Annotated in this window: 14 protein-coding genes; 8 read left to right on the top strand and 6 right to left on the bottom strand. The window is 56.6% G+C overall.

Annotation, left to right across the window (positions count from 1 at the left end):
* Positions 1-87 precede the first annotated feature (87 nt).
* From P0119_12510 to P0119_12490, 5 genes are all read right to left on the bottom strand, one after another.
* The gene (locus P0119_12510) at positions 88-270 is read right to left on the bottom strand and encodes a hypothetical protein (protein MDF0666879.1); all 183 of its coding nucleotides are present in this window, start codon (positions 268-270) and stop codon (positions 88-90) included.
* Positions 271-318: 48 nt separating this feature from the next.
* On the bottom strand, positions 319-2,721 hold the full coding sequence (locus tag P0119_12505; GenBank protein ID MDF0666878.1) for a Tex family protein: 2,403 nt from the start codon (positions 2,719-2,721) through the stop codon (positions 319-321).
* Positions 2,722-2,859: 138 nt separating this feature from the next.
* Positions 2,860-3,453, bottom strand: a complete 594-nt coding sequence (locus P0119_12500) for a CHAP domain-containing protein (protein MDF0666877.1) — start codon at positions 3,451-3,453, stop codon at positions 2,860-2,862.
* Positions 3,454-3,625: 172 nt separating this feature from the next.
* The gene (locus P0119_12495; GenBank protein ID MDF0666876.1) at positions 3,626-5,062 is read right to left on the bottom strand and encodes a class II fumarate hydratase; all 1,437 of its coding nucleotides are present in this window, start codon (positions 5,060-5,062) and stop codon (positions 3,626-3,628) included.
* 437 nt (positions 5,063-5,499) lie between these two features.
* Positions 5,500-5,772, bottom strand: a complete 273-nt coding sequence (locus P0119_12490) for a hypothetical protein (protein MDF0666875.1) — start codon at positions 5,770-5,772, stop codon at positions 5,500-5,502.
* A gap of 939 nt (positions 5,773-6,711) precedes the next feature.
* Between P0119_12490 and P0119_12485 the strand changes: the two genes are divergently transcribed.
* The 7 genes from P0119_12485 to P0119_12455 all read left to right on the top strand — a co-directional run bounded on the left by P0119_12485 (position 6,712) and on the right by P0119_12455 (position 15,484).
* Positions 6,712-7,881: a sensor histidine kinase gene (locus P0119_12485; GenBank protein ID MDF0666874.1), complete on the top strand. Its 1,170-nt coding sequence runs from the start codon at positions 6,712-6,714 to the stop codon at positions 7,879-7,881.
* A complete protein-coding gene (locus P0119_12480; protein ID MDF0666873.1) occupies positions 7,874-8,518 on the top strand; it encodes a response regulator transcription factor in 645 nt (214 codons plus the stop codon). The genes P0119_12485 and P0119_12480 overlap by 8 nt, the downstream gene beginning before the upstream one ends.
* A 283-nt stretch (positions 8,519-8,801) precedes the next feature.
* Positions 8,802-11,981 (top strand): efflux RND transporter permease subunit, encoded by a 3,180-nt coding sequence (locus P0119_12475; GenBank protein MDF0666872.1) that lies wholly within the window; start codon positions 8,802-8,804, stop codon positions 11,979-11,981.
* Entirely contained in the window at positions 11,978-13,159 is a 1,182-nt protein-coding gene (locus tag P0119_12470; protein MDF0666871.1) for an efflux RND transporter periplasmic adaptor subunit, read from the top strand. Before P0119_12475 ends, P0119_12470 begins: the two co-directional genes overlap by 4 nt.
* Positions 13,160-13,276: 117 nt before the next feature.
* Positions 13,277-14,029, top strand: a complete 753-nt coding sequence (locus tag P0119_12465) for a hypothetical protein (GenBank protein ID MDF0666870.1) — start codon at positions 13,277-13,279, stop codon at positions 14,027-14,029.
* A gap of 134 nt (positions 14,030-14,163) precedes the next feature.
* Positions 14,164-14,649: a hypothetical protein gene (locus P0119_12460; GenBank protein MDF0666869.1), complete on the top strand. Its 486-nt coding sequence runs from the start codon at positions 14,164-14,166 to the stop codon at positions 14,647-14,649.
* Between the two features lie 163 nt (positions 14,650-14,812).
* Positions 14,813-15,484, top strand: coding sequence for a transposase (locus P0119_12455; protein MDF0666868.1), 672 nt, complete (start codon positions 14,813-14,815; stop codon positions 15,482-15,484).
* Positions 15,485-15,564: 80 nt separating this feature from the next.
* On the opposite strand, the gene tmpT is transcribed toward P0119_12455, so the two are convergent.
* Positions 15,565-16,212 (bottom strand): thiopurine S-methyltransferase, encoded by a 648-nt coding sequence (tmpT, locus tag P0119_12450; GenBank protein MDF0666867.1) that lies wholly within the window; start codon positions 16,210-16,212, stop codon positions 15,565-15,567.
* A gap of 243 nt (positions 16,213-16,455) precedes the next feature.
* On the opposite strand from tmpT, the gene P0119_12445 reads away from it, so the two are divergent.
* Complete coding sequence (locus tag P0119_12445; protein MDF0666866.1) at positions 16,456-17,481, top strand: methyltransferase; 1,026 nt, start codon at positions 16,456-16,458, stop codon at positions 17,479-17,481.
* Positions 17,482-17,956: the final 475 nt, after the last annotated feature.

The raw sequence follows: 17,956 nt of genomic DNA, 5'->3' as shown, positions 1-17,956 counted from the left end.
GACGGCATTCGTTCGACGCCCACGTGCTACGGCATCTCACTCCAGGCTCACATTACAAGCGGCTTAGGCGGTTCCAGATCAGACCAGTCATTTAAGGAGCTGACGAACTGCATCTACATGGGCTATAGTTTCGCCGCTATCAGACTGACGAATCCCCGCTTCAACCTTTGCCAGAAAACAGAGCCGTTCGATCGCATCCTTAAATGTGACCGTGTTTGGAAACCCTTCCACCACCTGCAGAATCTCTTGCTTAAGAGTATCGATTGCCATTCGTGCAAGGTCCCTGTAAGGCGGTTTCCTTTACGCAGTACCAATTCTCTACGACTTCTGCCTGGCCTTGGCCAGTGCCCGAGCCATGGCACCGATCGGTTGTGAAGCTCGTGCAGCTGCCTGGCCGGATGCCGACGGTCCACGTCCGCGCGAGTCACGCGTTGCCTCACCACCAGATTGTGTCGGACCAAATGGGCGGCTCGCGGAATCTTCCAGACGCATGGTTAAGGCAATACGCTGGCGCTTCAGATCGACATCGATCACCTTCACCTTGACCACCTGCCCCGGTTTGACCACCTCGTGCGGGTCCTTGATGAATTTGTTGGCCAGCGCGGACACGTGCACGAGCCCGTCTTGGTGCACACCAATGTCGATAAAAGCGCCGAATGCCGCCACATTCGTGACGACTCCCTCCAACACCATGCCGAGCTGTAAGTCACTCACAGATTCGACTCCCTCACGAAACGTTGCAGTCTTGAATTCAGGACGTGGATCGCGGCCTGGTTTTTCCAATTCGGCAAAAATATCCCGCACCGTCGGTAAACCAAACTGTTCATCGGTAAAGTCACTGGGTGACAACTCTTTCAAGACAGCCGGGCGGCGCATCAGCTCGGCAATCCCGGTTTCCAACCGCGTCAGAATACGTTCGACCACCGGATAGGCCTCCGGGTGCACAGCGGACCGATCCAAGGGATTGTCGCCGTCAGGGATGCGCAGGAAGCCCGCCGCCTGTTCGAAAGTTTTTTCGCCAAGACGCGGCACCTTGCGGATCGCAGCGCGGTTTGAGAACGGTCCGTTCGCATCTCGATAGTCCACAATATTTCTGGCCGACGCCTTGTTGAGGCCGGAGACCCGTTCCAGCAAGGGCACCGACGCAGTATTGACGTTCACGCCGACGGCGTTCACGCAATCTTCGACCGTGGCATCGAGCGACCGAGCCAAGGCCCGCTGATCGACATCATGTTGATATTGTCCGACTCCGATCGCTTTGGGTTCAATCTTGACCAGCTCGGCCAGCGGATCCTGAACACGCCGGGCAATGGACACCGCGCCTCGTAGGCTGACATCCAACTCGGGAAACTCTGCCGCGGCAGAGGCAGAGGCAGAATAGACCGACGCTCCTGCTTCACTGACCACAATTTTCGCCACCTCGTGCTCAGACTTCTGAGTCGTAATCAGTTTGATCACCTCACCCACCAACTTATCCGTCTCCCGACTCGCCGTGCCGTTGCCGATCGCCAGCAATTCCACGTCAAGGCGAATGACCAGACGTGCCAGCGTCTCCAAGGCTCCCTGCCAGTCGTTGCGAGGCTGATGCGGAAAGATGGTCTCCGTTTCCAATAATTTTCCCGTCCCATCGACCACCGCCACTTTGCAACCGGTGCGAATGCCGGGGTCCAGGCCGAGGATGGCCTTTGGGCCGGCCGGCGCCGCCAACAACAATTCATGGAGATTCCTGGCAAAAATCTTGATTGCCTCGGCCTCGGCCACATCGCGCAGCTGTACGAACAGTTCGGTACTGAGCGTCAGGTGAAGCTTGACACGCCATGTCCATTCGCATACGCCGGCCAGCCATTTGTCTGCCGGTCGGCCGCGATCTTCGATGCCCACCTGAACCGCGATCATCGCGACGCAGGGATGGGGGACAACCGTCTCAAGCGCCTCTCCCAAACCTAACTCCAGCTTCAACACCCCGAGCGTACGACCTCGGAACAATGCGAGTGCCCGATGCGACGGAATAGTCTTGATCGGCTCAGAATAGGCGTAATAGTCTCGAAACTTTTCCGCTTCGGCCGTTTCCTTGTTTTTCATCACAGTCGAGGTCACAATGCCTTGGTCCCACAGCCGCGTCCGAAGCATGGCCAATAAGTCGGCCGTTTCAGCGAACCGCTCCATGAGAATATCTCGTGCCCCTTCCAGCGCGGTTTTAGCATCGGGCACATTGATCGCCTCTACCCCCTCAGCAGCTGGCACGAGGCGGAGGTACTTGAGCGCTTCCTGCTCTGGATTCAGCATGGGATCGGCCAACAGACCCTCGGCCAACGGCTCCAGTCCCGCCGCTCGCGCGATCTGGGCACGCGTGCGTCGCTTCGGTTTGAAGGGCAAGTACAGGTCTTCGAGGGCTTGCTTGGTCGTGGCGGCCTCGATGGTCGTGCGCAACGCATCCGTGAGCTTGCCTTGCTCCGCAATCGAGGCGAGCACGGCGGTCCGCCGCTCTTCCAGTTCGCGCAGGTAGCGCAGGCGATCTTCCAGTGAACGGAGTTGCGTGTCATCCAAGTTACCGGTTGCTTCCTTACGATACCGCGCGATGAATGGGACCGTGGCCCCTCCGTCGAGCAGTGTCACTGCGGCAGCCACTTGAGGAGCACCGACGCCGAGCTCCTTGGCAAGGAGAGGTACAATCCTGAGCTGAGTCGCGTCTGTTGAAGTCTGAGTCGTTTCAGTTCTCATCGGTATTGATCGCCTACGTTTCCGAGCGCGCCATCAGCTCACGCTCTCTAAAAGTTAGAAAATGAGAAAGCCAACGTGAGAAGGACAGGCTGTTCGAACTCAGGAGGACATGACAGGAAGTTCGTGGACAAGGTCAGGTTAGTGAGCAAGCGTTCCAAAAGCAGCGAACAATCGCCCGGTAAGATAATAGGTTCCTTGAGCGTCTCCCACATGCCTGCGTCGTAAGAAGTCGTTCAAGACTCGTCCATCAGCATCCTTGTGCCTATCGGGATGACTGAGGTTCATCCTGTACCGTTTAATTCCCTCTGAAACCGAACTGACGAACAGGACGGTCCCATCACGGTCCACTTTCTCGACGACGCCGACGTGTGTGAGCGGGTCGTTCGGCAATCCGTCGCGGTTGAAATCCCAGGTATTGTGGAAAAAGACCAGATCACCTGGATGGACGGTTGGGCCGTAGTGAATCCGGCCATGCTCCACTACGTGGGTAAAGATACGCCCGACGCCGTTACCTCCATCCAGTTCGCCCAGCCCACCATACAAGTCCACACGCTGCGTGGCGTACACGCCTCGAACGAACCCGGAACAATCGGGAGCGTAGCTCCGACCACCAACCTGAATGCGGGATTGCCCGACAAATCGCACGGCTGTCTTCGCCAGCGCCGTCTGTTGCGGAACTGCCTTGGCCATGATGCAGCAATGCGCCCCGCGCGTGCCCACGGTGGGAGTCACGTTCCTCTCATCTTGTACCGAGGAACGTCCAGTCGCGGCACAGCCAGAGAGCAGGCCTGAAACCAGCAAGGCCAAAAGGCCGATCATGAACGAGTGACTCTGGCAGGCTGAACGCATGGTGCTTTCAGTATACAGCCCGAGCGCGATAAGACAATACCTAGGTGTCGTTCAGCTATCCTCCCGCGCTCCCCACTGGCCCGCCTGGTTCAGTCATGCGCCATGGATCGAGAAGTTCAGCGAGCCTTCGGTCGGGTAATACTTTTTGTTCTTTGGCGACCTGTCTCACCGTCTTTCCTGATTTATACGCTTCCTTGGCCAATTTTGCCGCTGCTTCATAGCCGATCTCCGGAGCAAGGGCCGTACACATCGCCAAGCTCTCTTCGATAAGGCTCTTACAACGTTCTTCGTTCGCCTGGATCCCTTCGATGCACTTGACGGAGAAATTGTTGGAGGCTGTTGCGAGAAGCTCGATGGACTGGAGAAGATTGTAGGCCATGACCGGCATCATCACGATGAGTTCAAAATTTGCCGCCTGGCCGCCGACCGTGACCGTGACGTCGTTGCCGATGACCTGCGCACAGACCATCGTCACGGATTCGGCGATGACCGGATTGACCTTGCCCGGCATGATCGACGACCCAGGCTGCGTCTCGGGTAAATTGATTTCGCCGAGCCCGCACCGTGGCCCGGACCCAAGCCAGCGAATATCGTTGGCAATCTTCATGAGACTGACTGCAAGAGTCCGGAGATGTCCGCTCGCCGCAACAAGAGAGTCTTGCGCCGATTGTGCTTCAAAGTGATTCTTTGCTTCCTTGAACGAGCAGCCGGTCTCTTTGGAGATGATGGCCATGACCTTGGCCGAAAATCTCGGATGGCAGTTCAAGCCGGTGCCGACGGCAGTTCCGCCCAATGCCACTTCGCTCAGAGCCTCCTGCGCCTGTTTGACCCGCTGGATACCGAGTTCAATTTGTCTGGCGTACCCTCCGAATTCTTGGCCAAGCCGAACCGGTGTTGCATCTTGAAGGTGCGTACGTCCGATCTTCACGACCTTATCGAACTCCTTGGCCTTGATCTTCAGCGCCTTGTGCAATCGAGTCAGCGCCGGCAAGAGCTGTTTCTGCATCATCTCTGACGCGGCGATGTGAATGGCGGTCGGAATCACGTCGTTGCTCGACTGCCCAAGATTCACATGGTCGTTCGGATGGATCAATTTGCTGCCGCGTGCGCCACCGAGCAGCTCCGTGGCACGATTGGAGATGACCTCATTGGTGTTCATGTTGGTCGACGTACCGGACCCAGTCTGGAAAAGATCGACAGGAAACTCAGCATCTAATTTACCATCGACCACTTCAGTCGCTGCTTGCTTGATGGCCTCCGATGGTTTCTTTTCCAGCAAACCAAGAGAGTGATTCACGGTGGCCGCAGCACGCTTGATCATCCCCATAGCCCGAATGATCGACCGCGGCATCCGTAGCGAGCTGATCGGAAAATTCTCGATGGCGCGGGCAGTCTGTACACCATAGTAGGCCTCGGCAGGAACAGCCAGTTCCCCCATGGTATCTCGCTCAATTCGAGTCGTTGACGACGGCTTATTCTGATCCTGTTTCATGCACGGTGCTCCATGTGTAAGAGGTGCTCACTCCTTGCGCGCGTCATGATAAACTCAGCTCGGCGACTTTCACAAGGGCATGCCTCCATGACTCTTCCGCATGTCACGGTCGAGCCCTACGCAGGCTATAGCTGGATCAGGTGAAGAAATGCCCCGCGCATTCACACTCGGTCGGTCCGCTTATCCGTAGATGAGATTCTCGGTCACCGGTCCCCCGAGTCGCATAGCTGCTTTCACATCCGCGCAAGCGACGCTCAGCGATACGTGTCGCAGTATGACCGACACGAAGAAGTCTGGGAATTGGTGATGCAGGAGCGGAGTATGAACAAACAAGAAGGCCCACCTGATCAGGGCGGGCCTTCGCGATAATCAACCAATCAAACCATTGCTTCGCCTAGCTTGTCCCTGTAGAGCCGAGCAGAGTGACGTGCTCTCTCTCAGATCATCAGATTCGAGCGACCTCTCTCTCGACTCTTTTTGACGGATTCGTCTCCTGCTGGGAACAAGTAGGCTGGTTCGCGTTTGACGATCCTGAACAAGTGCATGATGTCTATCCCCATGCCTGTCAATGCAAGACACCATCCACCGACGATCATCCACCAGGCCATAGAAAACATGTCCGAAGGCTGGTGGAAGTCGAAGACGGCCATAACGCCCCCGAGCGCCAGCACCATTCCAACAGTCATCAGCGAATAGATTAGAGTTGTCATCTTCGCCTCCTTAATCATGTCAGGTGTCCGAATGGGTTCGACAGCTAGGCAGAACGTCTGCACGCCTCCTTATTCGTGCATGACGGGTTATCAACGTCTCCTCTGCGTGTGGTCATAGACGGCCTCGGCGAAAGTCTGATGATCCTGGAGGGAGAACTCTACTCGTTTTCTTCAAATAGGCAATCCTGTAAGATGCCCCTGTCGAGTAGATCCAATCGGACCTTCATTTTCGATGTGCCGAAAGGCCCGATAAGCGATGGCGGGAACCAACAGTCCGACCCGCTCCTGGCAAACTCAGTGGAGAAGCCCTTAATTGAATCATTGGATGGTCGATTACACGGTGAGTTCTTGCGTGTCTTCCAGTTTGCTTCGCTCACGGAGACGCAGCTGATCATCGACGTCTGACCCGTGAGCGACAGACCCGCCCACACCGTTCATTCGGGCACCTAACGTCGAGCGAGTTCGTCGACCAACCTCGGGCACCCCCGAACCTCGAAAAAGCCCTGCACTCTGTTAAGAGTTATCTCGGAATGGGGTCAACGTCAGCTTCGCCGGATCTTGCTTTCACCCCTGCCCTCACCGAGCAGAGCACTTCAATAGGATTCGCAGGATCAATGGTAGGTGGGCACCTCGGAAACCTCGTAACTTACCGAGCAAGGACCTGTTGATTTCCTCAGTGGCTTTCGTTTCGTGAGTTCACTAATTTGCAAGCCTGACATCTACTGTTTCAGCAGCAGGCTGATGCAGACGATCCGCACAAACCCCAGGAAGTTTGTGGCAGAATACTCCTAACGGATCAGCAAACGCCGCTTCCACCGGAGGAGTCGATCCAAGTGCAGAAGTGTTCTACGAGCCACCAGGGATGCTCATAGTGTGATGAAGTGTTAAGAATTGTTAAATAGATTCTAGAGTTTCGTTCCATTACGTGAGGCTCACGTCATGACCTATGGCACCAACAGAGCCTTGCTCTCCCTCATCATCGGCATCGGTGCTGGTCTGTTCTGCCTCGATCTGTATCTACCAAGCGGCATCAGTACCGGGGTGCTCTACGGCGGACTGGTTATCCTCTCATTTCTGCTGCCGTACCGAAAAGGCCCACTCATTGCTGCGGCAGTCTGTTCCGTGCTTGACTTGGCCGGTACCGATCTCGGCTTGACCATCGTCGGCGTACCGCATTGGATGGGTGTGGTCAATCGTCTGTTCAGCCTCACGGCTCTCTGGCTACCGTTGCTGTTTTTTTTACATCGCCGCAGAGCCGAGGACGAACTTCGGCAAGCGCACGACGAACTCGAGGCACGGGTGCAAGCCCGGACACAACAATTGGCCACGCTCAATCAATCCTTGATCACCGAGATTGCCGACCGCAAAGAAACCGAACAGTCGCTGCGCGCCAGCGAAGCCGCGCTTCAAGCCAGGGAGCGGCAACTTCAGCAGAATCGAGAGGAGTTGCGGGCGCTGGCCGGACAGCTTCTCACGGCGCAGGAAGAAGATCGTCGGAGGATTTCCCGCGACTTGCACGACCATATCAATCAACGGCTTGCGATGCTGTCGATGGATCTGCGACAGATAGAGAAAGGCATGTTTACCGATCATGACCATCTACGGGATGAGATTCGCCGGGTGTCCGAATGTCTCACCCTCATTTCCGACGATGTGCGTCAAATGGCCTATCGCTTTCATCCATCCATCTTGGATGATTTGGGCCTAATAAAAGCGGTGCGCGGCCTTGTCGATGACTTTTCAACCCATACAGGTATCCAGAGCACCTATGTGCACAATGATCCGATCGCGGCACTGCCGGACGAAGTCACCATCTGCATCTATCGGATCGTGCAAGAAAGTCTCAGCAACGTCGTCCGGCATGCCCAGGCTTCACAGGTCGAAGTGGAGGTGATGTGCGACGATGAGACGATCGACCTGTCCATTCGGGACAATGGAGTTGGGTTTGACCTCGGACAGTCCAGCAAGCTCGGTGGACACCTGGGATTACTGAGCATGAAGGAACGCGTACGCTTGGCACAGGGCACGTTGGAGGTGGAGTCGAGACCAGGACGCGGCACCCATATCCGAGTTGCCATCCCGCTGATTCAAGGAGGACGACATGTCTAAGCCGCGCGTGCTGTTGGCGGACGATCATCTCCTGGTCTTGGAGGGGTTTCGACGAATTCTCGAAGGGCAGTATGAGTTGGTCGGCGCCGTCGAAGACGGGCGCGCACTCTTGGATGCCGCAGAGAAGCTTCAGCCAGATATTGTGATTCTCGATGTGTCCATGCCGCTGCTGAACGGTATCGATGCGGCGGCCCAACTGAAGAAGATCTGCCCCGGTACCAAAATCATCATCGTCACCATGCACGCCGACAGGGAATACATCCGGTCCGCCTTCGAGGCGGGAGCATCGGCCTACGTGCTCAAGCGTTCGGCGGTGGATGAATTGGACCAAGCTATTCGGGCGGCGGTTGCGGGACATTCCTATATTACCCCGTTGATTACCAAAGACATGCTCGATGTCTTTCTCTCAACAGCATCGGACACGCCGGGTGAGACGCAGCGCCTCACCACGCGTCAGCGCGAAGTTCTGCAACTGTTGGCCGAGGGGCGGACGGCAAAGGAAATTGCGAATATCTTGAACATCTCTTCACGGACGGTTGAGTTTCATAAGAGCCAGATTTTGACGCAGCTCAATCTCCAGACCACCGCCGATCTAATCAAATACGCTCTCACCCACGGAATCATGTCTACCTCATAGATGACGGCCGTTCATGTACTGTCATTTTTACCTGACCTCGTAATATTTTCCCTGTCCCCTTCGGAATTCCCGAGTTCCTCCCATCGGGGCTGTTCGGTATAACGCTATATAAGATGCAAGTGAAACACCGAGGGTTTCGTGTGCGAGGGTTTCTTGTAACGGGGAAGAAGAATGTCAGCGATCATGGATCAGATTCTGCACTAGGGCCATCGCAACGAGTGGACTGTCATTTCTCTCAGGGGTAGACCAGATATAGAAAAGTAGCCGTAGAGGAGGCAGACGTATGAATCAGCTTGTCCTCATTGCACTCCGCAGACCGTACACCTTCGTCGTCATGTCCATTCTCATCTTGTTTTTAGGGACCAAGACGATCCGTCACATGCCGACCGACGTCTTTCCGAATATCACAATTCCCGTCACCTCCGTGGTCTGGATCTACTCCGGCATGATCCCACCACAGGTGGAAGGGCGCATCACGTACATGTTCGAACGCTTTTTGACCTCGACGGTCGAAGGCATCAAGTATATTCATAGTCATTCTTATTACGGCAGCAGCATCACCAACATCTTTCTCCAGGACGGAATCGACGTGGGCAGGGCCGAAGCGGATATCGTGGGTATCGCGCAAAATGTCGTCAAGGCTCTACCGCCCGATATTTCTCCGCCCATGGTCATGCGTCTTGCGCCTTCCTCCATCCCGGTGGCCATGCTTGAAATCAGCTCCGAGGATCTGACGCCCGCAGAGCTCTACAATCTCACCTACATGCGAATCCGCCCGCTGATGGTCACCGTACCGGGGATCGTCCTCCCACACCCATACGGGGGGCAGGACATGCAGGTCATGGTCAACCTTGATCCCCAGAAAATGCTCGCTCGTCACCTCACCCCGTCGGATATTCACGATGTTCTGATGAAGCAATATCTCGTGTTGCCGTCCGGCGATATCAAGATCAAGCAGACCGACTGGGTCGTCTTGACGAACGCGTCACCGTTGAAGATCGATGATTTTTCGAATATTCCGATCAAGCGGGAGGGCAACGCCTACGTCTACCTGCGCGACGTGGCGTCGGTGCGCCTCATGGGCCGGGTGCAACAGAACATGGTGCTGGTGAAGGGCAAGCAAACCGTCATCCTCGTTGCGATGAAGAGTACGGAGGCCTCGACGCTCGACGTGGTCGAGGGGATCAAAAAGATGATCCCGCGCGCCGAACGAGTCTCTCCGGAGGGCGTGAGGATCCGGCTCCTCGACGACGCCTCAACCTTCGTGAAAGATTCGATCTCCGACGTGCTCCACGAAATGCTGACCGCCGGCGCGCTGGTCGGCCTCATTGTGCTGCTGCTGCTCGGCTCCTGGCGTGCCACGGTCATCGTCTGGGTCTCGATCCCGCTGTCTATCATGACCGCCATCATCGGCCTGCATTGGCTCGAGGAGACGATCAACGTCATGACCTTGGGCGGTCTGGCGCTGGCCGTCGGCATTCTGGTCGATGATGCCACCGTGATGATTGAGAATATCGACCGCCATCTCGAGATGGGCAAGCCGCTGGAACAGGCCATCATCGACGCCGCTAATCAGATCGTCGTGCCGACCCTCGTTGCCACCCTGTGCATCGCGATCGCCTGGTTCCCGCTCTTCGATCTCAGCGGCGTCGCCGGCTATCTGTTTAAACCGATGGCGGAGGCCGTCATGATCGCGATGATCGCCTCCTTCATCTTCTCGCGCACGCTGGTGCCGACCATGGCGAAATACATGATGAAGAGTCACCATGAGCAACCGCATGAACACCAACCTCACGGACAGCCGGCTGCGGAGCCGTCGCGGAACGTCTTCGTCCGTTTTCAGCAGGGGTTCGAACGCCGCTTCAACCGGTTCCGCGACAGCTACGAGGTGTTGCTCAAACGGATGATCGCTCGTCGCCGTGCCTTCGTCACCGTTTCGCTCGCCGTCGCGGTCGGCTCGATGGGCCTGTTTTTCTTCCTCGGTCGCGACTATTTCCCGGAGATCCGGTCTGGGGTCATTCAGATGCACATGCGGGCTCCGCTCGGGACGCGTATCGAGGTGTCAGGCCGCATTACCACGCTCGTCGCCCACAGCATCGAGGAGTTACTGCCCAATCAAGTCGAAAACATCGTCAGCAACTGCGGTCTGCCGGTCGGACCGCACAATCTCGCGTTCATTCCGACGCCGACGATTGGTTCTCAGGATTGTGACATGACGATTCTCCTGCATAATGAAAAATCGCCTGTGTGGGACATCCGAAAGACGCTCCGCAAGGGCTTGAAAGAGCGGTACCCGGGGACCGAATTCACGTTTCAGCCATCCGATCTGACCGCCAAGATTCTCAACTTCGGTGCGCCAGCGCCGATCGACGTGCAGGTCAACGGCCCGGATACGTACCCTAGCTACGAATACACTCTCAAATTGGCCGACGAGTTTCGCAAAATCCCCGGGGCGAAAGACGTGGTGGTTCACCAGACGATGCGTACGCCGACCATGATGGTCGAAGGAAATCGTACGTTCGGGCTTAACGTCGACAGAACCGAGAGGGACATGGCCGAAAATCTCCTCATGACCACCGCCGGCAGTCAACAAATCGATCAGATCTATTGGCTCGACCCCAGTACCGGCATGTCGTACCTGATCAATGTCTATACGCCGCAGCCGTTCATCAATAGTGTCAATAGTCTCAAGACCGTTCCGGTCGATTCCTCAAACGACCTGAGGGGTGATGTCCAGTTGCTCGGCAATTTGTCCGACTTGATACCGGAGGGGACGCCGGGCGTCATCACACACGGCAACATCATGCCGCTCTTCGACATCTATGTCTCCGTTGAAGATCGCGACCTCGGCGGGGTGTTGGCGGATGTACAGAAAGTCGCCAAGAGCATGGAGGACCAGAAGCCGCGCAGCGCGGAGGTCGAAATCCACGGCCAAGCCTCATTGATGTACGACGCCTATGCCGAGTTGATTTTCGGGCTACTCGTCGCGATCATGCTGATTTATCTGTTGATCGTCGTCAATTTCCAATCCTGGCTCGATCCCTTCATCATCATTACCGCCTTGCCCGGCGCGCTGGCGGGCATCGCCTGGGCCTTGTTTCTCACCCATACGCGTCTGTCGGAGCCGGCGCTGACCGGCGCCATCATGTGCATGGGCACGGCGACCGCCAATTCAATCCTCGTGGTGTCCTATGCGCGCGAGATGCTTCAAGAGCACGGCGACGCGCTGCGAGCCGCGATCGAAGCAGGAACGACCCGCTTCCGTCCCGTGCTCATGACCGCCGCAGCCATGATTTTCGGGATGGTCCCCATGGCGACGGGCTATTCACAGAACGCGCCGCTGGGCCGCGCCGTCATCGGCGGCTTGCTCATGGCCACGCTCTTCACTCTGCTTTTCGTACCCTGTGTGTATGCCATCGTTTACAGCCGGCGTACGGCTAAGCTACCGAAGGAGATCATATGATCGCGACACTTGTTCGATCACGTATCGCCATTGCAGCCATTGTTCTGTGCGGATTCTATCTCGGCTATCGGATATATGAGTCCCAAAGCGAGGCCGCTTCGCTGCGCGACAGGACGCTCGAAGAGGCCGTCCCCACGGTCGCGGTCGTTTCTCCCAAGCCGACTCCGAAGTCCGAGTCCATTGTGCTTCCCGGCACTATCGTCGGCTGGTACGAAGCGCCGATCTACGCGCGCGTCACGGGCTATGTGAAAATGTGGTACAAGCGCTACGGCGACGAAGTGAAAAAGGGCGATCTCCTCGCCGAAATCAGTACGCCGGATCTCGACGCCGAATATCTACAGGCTCAGGCGGATTTGGCATCAGAGCGCGCCAAGTACAAACTCGCCGACGTGACCGCGAATCGCTGGATCGCGCTGCGTCCCAATCATGCGGTGTCCGAGCAGTCGATCACGGTGCAAGAACAAAACTTGAAATCTCAGGCCGCGGTGGTCAGGGCCGCGGAGCAAAAGGTCAAGAACATCGAGGCGTTCATTGGATTTAAAAAGATCATCGCGCCCTTTGACGGTGTCGTCATCCAACGTAACATCAACGTCGGCGACTTGGTCAGTAAGGAGGGCAACCTCAACACCCCCAATGCAAAATCGAACCTGTTTACAGTCGCCGTCGTCGATAAATTGCGTCTCTTCGTCAATGTGCCACAGACGTTCGGGCCGTTTCTCCGTCCAGGCTTGACGGCCGACGTGACCGTGGCGCCGCTGCCTCACCGGCATTTCAACTTCCAGTTTCTGACCGTCGCCAAGGGATTTGAAATAGGCACACGCACGGCCACCACTATTTTCACGATCGAGAACGAGGACCGTGCGCTCTGGCCCGGCACCTATGCCCAAGTCCACATGACGACGCCGATCGATCAAGAAGCCTTCATTCTGCCGTCCTCCGTATTGATCTATAAGGAACATGGCACACAAGTGGCCGTGGTGAAGGAGGATGACCATCTGCGCTTGCAACCAATCACTGTGGACAAACTCTTCGACAACATCATCCAAGTCTCAGAGGGGATCGGCCCGAACGACCGCATCGTGAACAACCCCAGCGCAGCGTTGCTCGAAGGCTCCAAAGTGCGCATCGTGACGCCGGAGCTCGGATACGACCTCAACCCAGAGGAAACGACCACATGATAGGAAGATCCCATGACGGGGAATAGGCTCCACAAAATAAAGGTCTTGTATCAATAAGACCGGGTTGCAGCACGGCAATCTGTCGACCGACTGTGAACTGCTTCAACTTGTGGTGACGTGGTAGGGCGCGTCAAGAAATCCGATTCACAGGGGACGGGACATGGGGCAGGGTCTAGCGCTTCGAAAGTCGCAACGCAAGTCCTGCCCCGTTTTTGTACCTCCGCAGTAGGCTGCGTCGCCGATAAACGAGGGTCGCTCAAGGTCATCCAGGCCTGTCGCAAGGAGCGGTACTTAACGGTCAGTCCGATCATCATCGGCCTCTGCCTATGCTTCTCTGCATGCGCAAGCGTGGATACCATCTTGCTCACCAATGACAGCTTTCCTCCCAAGACGTCTGGGGAAGAGGTCGCTGTGTTGAGACAAACTCCGACGAGGCCTCATCGCGACCTCGCGGAGTTACGGATCAGCGACAGGCGGCTCAGTTTCGGAAGCCTGCAACGCAAGTTCTTGAATCGAGCGGCTGCCCTTGGCGCCGATGCCGTGGTGTTTGCACAGCCACAAACTCAGACGATACGCAGAGAGTCCTATCCACCCCTCTATGGCCCGTGGGGCTACAACAGCCCGTACTACGGCAACTCCTGGGGATATGGCATGTATGGTGGTCCTTATGGGGGTTGGGGTCCTGGGGGCGGACTCCCGATCGGCAGCATGGCGGTCCCGTATGAGTATGATGAAACCAAGCGAATCCTCATGGGAGCGGCCATCCGTTATTCCGGTGCGGTCAACCTGGAGAACGACCATACATCCGACAAATCAGGGCCACGGGACATTACCTCGGAGAATAGCGGAAGGGAGCAGTTTTCACCGTAGGCGTAGAAGATGGGACGATCTTGGCCCGCGAAGGTATCAGACATGGAAAGTAGATCGTTCACGTGACCGGAGGAGGATTCGACAGAACATGTGTAATCGGAACGATGTCATGGGGCTTTCATGCGGGAGGACATATGAACCGATCTGAACTATGGATGCTTGTCGGAACTGTACTTGCTCTCAGCGCCGCAGCTTGTGTCGGCTCCGGCTCGGCACAGCGCGAACCTGCCGTTACCGATGATCCAGTCATCGACCTCTTGGGCAAAGGCATCACGCAACTGAGCGTCAACATCGATACGGTGCCGAGGCGCATCAACGATGTTCAGCAGGAGTCGGTAGGAACCGATCCGGCCCTGCAGGAACTGCAGGCGCTGGACTTGTCCGGCTGGCAGCTTCACCAGCAGCAATGGGTGTTACGGCGCGATCATCTCGTTCTGACGCGCGACACCCTTGAACGGGTTCAGCGGAGTCAAGAGGAGAAAGCACAATTGCTTAATCAATGGCAACTGCACCGCCGACAGTACGTGAAGGCATTGGAGAACCTTCGTCAACAGCGGCACCAGCTGGAGAGTAAGCATTTGGAGGTTGAAGCCAGGCTGATTGAACGCAGGCTCCAGTGACAACCGTCACTTGCAACGCAATTGGTTGTCGAAAAGGAATCGCAGGCGGGCTCGCAAAACTATAACGGAGTCGGGAGTGCACTGTAGAAAACCTCTGAAAACTACAAAGGGGTCGGGAGTCGTTCCTTGACTTGACCATCCGGGATCAGATACAACATGCGTCATGCCACGCCGTCCGCGCCTCGCAGCCGGAGACCTTGCCTACCATGTCCTCAATCGCCGTGTCGGACGCCTGTCGCTGTTTGAGACACGGACCGACTATGTCGCCTTCGAAAAGATTTTGGCGGAAGCGCATGCACACTCTCGGATTCGTATCGCCGCCTATTGTCTGATGCCGAATCACTGGCATCTGCTCCTCTGGCCGAAACGCGATGGAGAACTTTCCGAAGTGGTCCGCTGGATCACCGTGACGCATACCCAACGTTGGCACGTTCACCATCAAACAGCCGGCACTGGTCCGGTCTACCAGGGCCGATTCAAGTCATTTCCGGTGCAAATGAATGAGCCCTTCCTCGCGGTTGCTCGCTATGTGGAGCGCAATGCGTTGCGGGCGAGGCTGGTTAGGCAAGCCGAAAATTGGCAATGGTCCAGCTTATGGCGCCGAACGCAGGGGGACCCGAAGCTGACCACATGGCTGAGCGACTGGCCGATAGACCGCCCACGGAATTGGGTGGCGCGGGTGAATCGTCCTGAAACCGGCGAGGAACTGGAGGCCCTTCGGGTGAGTGTGCAACGTGGCCGTCCCTTTGGCGAAGAAGCCTGGGTGAAACGGATGACTAGACGATTCGGAATGGAATCCACATTGCGGCCACGTGGACGTCCGAAAGGCTCGTAAACACAGTCTGCCGATCCTTTACGACTTCTTGTGGTTGATGACCTTGCTACAGGAAAGCACAATATGAGCGAGCTCGATGTTCAGCTTCTCCCCGACCCTTTCAGCAGCCAGACATTCTCTTTGGCAGGTGCCTTTCCCTTCAACCCGCCGGCAACCTGCGTGCCGGCAATGAGCCTGAGATCATACGTCGTGGCGTAGTGCCGGTGAACCTCTTCATTACTCACTGAAAACGGAGGACCTTCCATCAGGCTCTGGTTGTAGTCATAGGTAATCAGTAGCTGTGGCGCCTTGCCGGTTATCTCCGTGAGGTGTGCTGTATATCGCTTGCGCATTTCTGCGGGAAGCGCCACCAATGCGGCCCGGTCATAGACGGCATCAACTGGGCCGAGCATCTTTCCAGACAGCTCGAAGATATCGCCGACAAAGATGTCGAGATTGTTCGCGCTCCACTGCTCGATGCCGCCGACGGTCGCGATTTCCGGTTTCATGCCGAGTCCCATAAATAATTGCTCGATGGCGAGTCGACTCAATTCAGCTCCAGCCACACGATAGCCATGGGACAGTAGCCAAGAAATATCCAGCGTCTTTCCACACAAGGGGACAAAGATCCGACAGCCTTTGGCTACCGACAGCTCATGGAAATGGTTGACCAGGAGTGGATTGGCGTTGTCTTCGTGGAAGCCAATTTCATTCTTCTCCCACCGTTGTTGCCAAAAATTTGGGTCCATGTCAATCCCCTTTACACATGACCTATTGGGAAACTGATCAGCATCATATCTACCGTCAAGTTCCGCGCCGACGCGAGATATTTGATGTTGTTTCATCAATTGTCAAGCGGCATCCAGCTCTGCATGAGTGAGTTACCTCTCGATCACCTTTCCGGTTTTCTCACTTCAATAGTGCATACACCTCCTTCATTGCGGTACACTCCTCCGCGTCACACGACACGCCTTGATCCCGGAGGCCACCCGATGCCCGAACCCGATATCAGCGCTCTTCCCCCTCATGCACGACTCGTTCAAATGGGCACTGCGCATTGGGTGTCGCACATCCTCTACGTCGCCGCAAAGTTGAGCCTGGCAGACCATCTGGGCAAGGGACCGACCCCTGTGGATGATCTGGCCGCTGTGACGAACACCCATCCCCCTTCCCTTGGCCGTTTCCTGCGGACGCTCGGATATCTTGGCCTCGTAACCGAGGACAGCGCAGGCCGCTTCATGTTGACCACTCTTGGTGCGGCTCTGAAGACTGGCGCCCCTGGTTCGGCTCGCGCAGCGATCCTGACGCTGGCGAGCCCGATCATGACGCAAGGATGGGGACGTCTGCTTGAGTCAGTCCAGTCAGGAAAACCCGGCTTGGAGCAGGCGATGGGCATGCCCATCTTTGAGTGGCTGGCTCAGCATCCCGAAGAAGCCTCCCTCTTCAGCGAGACCATGGTGAGTTTCCATGGAGCGGAACCGTCCGCCGTGGCCGCTGCGTACGACTTCTCCGGCATGCGCACGATCGTGGACGTCGGCGGGGCGACGGGCAATCTGTTGGCCACTATTCTGAGCCGACATCCCAAGCCGCGCGGTATCCTGTACGATCTTCCCCATGTTATCCGCGACGCTCCGACACTGCTCCGGTCTCACGGCGTGGCCGATCGGGTGACGATTGAGTCCGGCAGTTTCTTCGATCGTGTACCCAGCGGCCACGATGCGTACCTGCTCTCGCACATCATTCACGATTGGACCGAGGCCCAGTGCCTGAGGATTCTGGGGCATTGCCGGCGAGCCCTCGCACCAGCCGGTCGTGTGTTGGTGATCGAGATGGTCCTACCGGAAGGCAACGCGCCGCACCCGGGAAAAATGCTGGACATGATGATGCTCGTCGGCCCCGGCGGACAAGAACGGACAATCCCCGAGTATCGCGCGCTCCTTGACAAGGCCGATCTTCGACTGACGAAGGTTGTACCCACGGAATCAGCCGTAAGCATCGTGGAGGCGATGAGCTTCTGATCGATACGTTCACGGGTTCTTCCGCTTCGACGACTTGCTCACCTTCTACAGAACCCTCTTCTGTTCGCACGTAGCCTGAGAATCCATAGAACTGGGCGAGTGACCTACGGTAGATTCCACGCCCTTTCGGGCGGGGACCTCCCCCTGGAATAGAGCTAACAGGCTGCTGAAAAACTCGATTTTTGTGCTTCGACAGGTCTCAGCACGAACGGAAAACCTCAGTACATTCAACCAGCGCTCCGTTCGTCCTGAGGCTCTCGAACGATGAACGGAGGGTTTTCCCGCAACCTGCTAAAGATGAGAAACACTTACAGTGCCTCTCCTTTTTGGCGGTGTAGGGGGTATCGTCTAGCCTAGCCGCTGCGCATGAAGCACCCATCGCACACCGAATGTCAGTCCGACATGATGGCCTTGAGCAGCTGAGTTTTCCATCGCGGAGAGAGCTAAGGTGCTGGACGTTACGCGACAGGCTATG

Source organism: Nitrospira sp. (assembly GCA_029194665.1).
Classification (GTDB): domain Bacteria; phylum Nitrospirota; class Nitrospiria; order Nitrospirales; family Nitrospiraceae; genus Nitrospira_D.
Note: the sequence above shows the minus strand (reverse complement) of the source record. Positions and strands in the feature narration are given on the sequence as shown.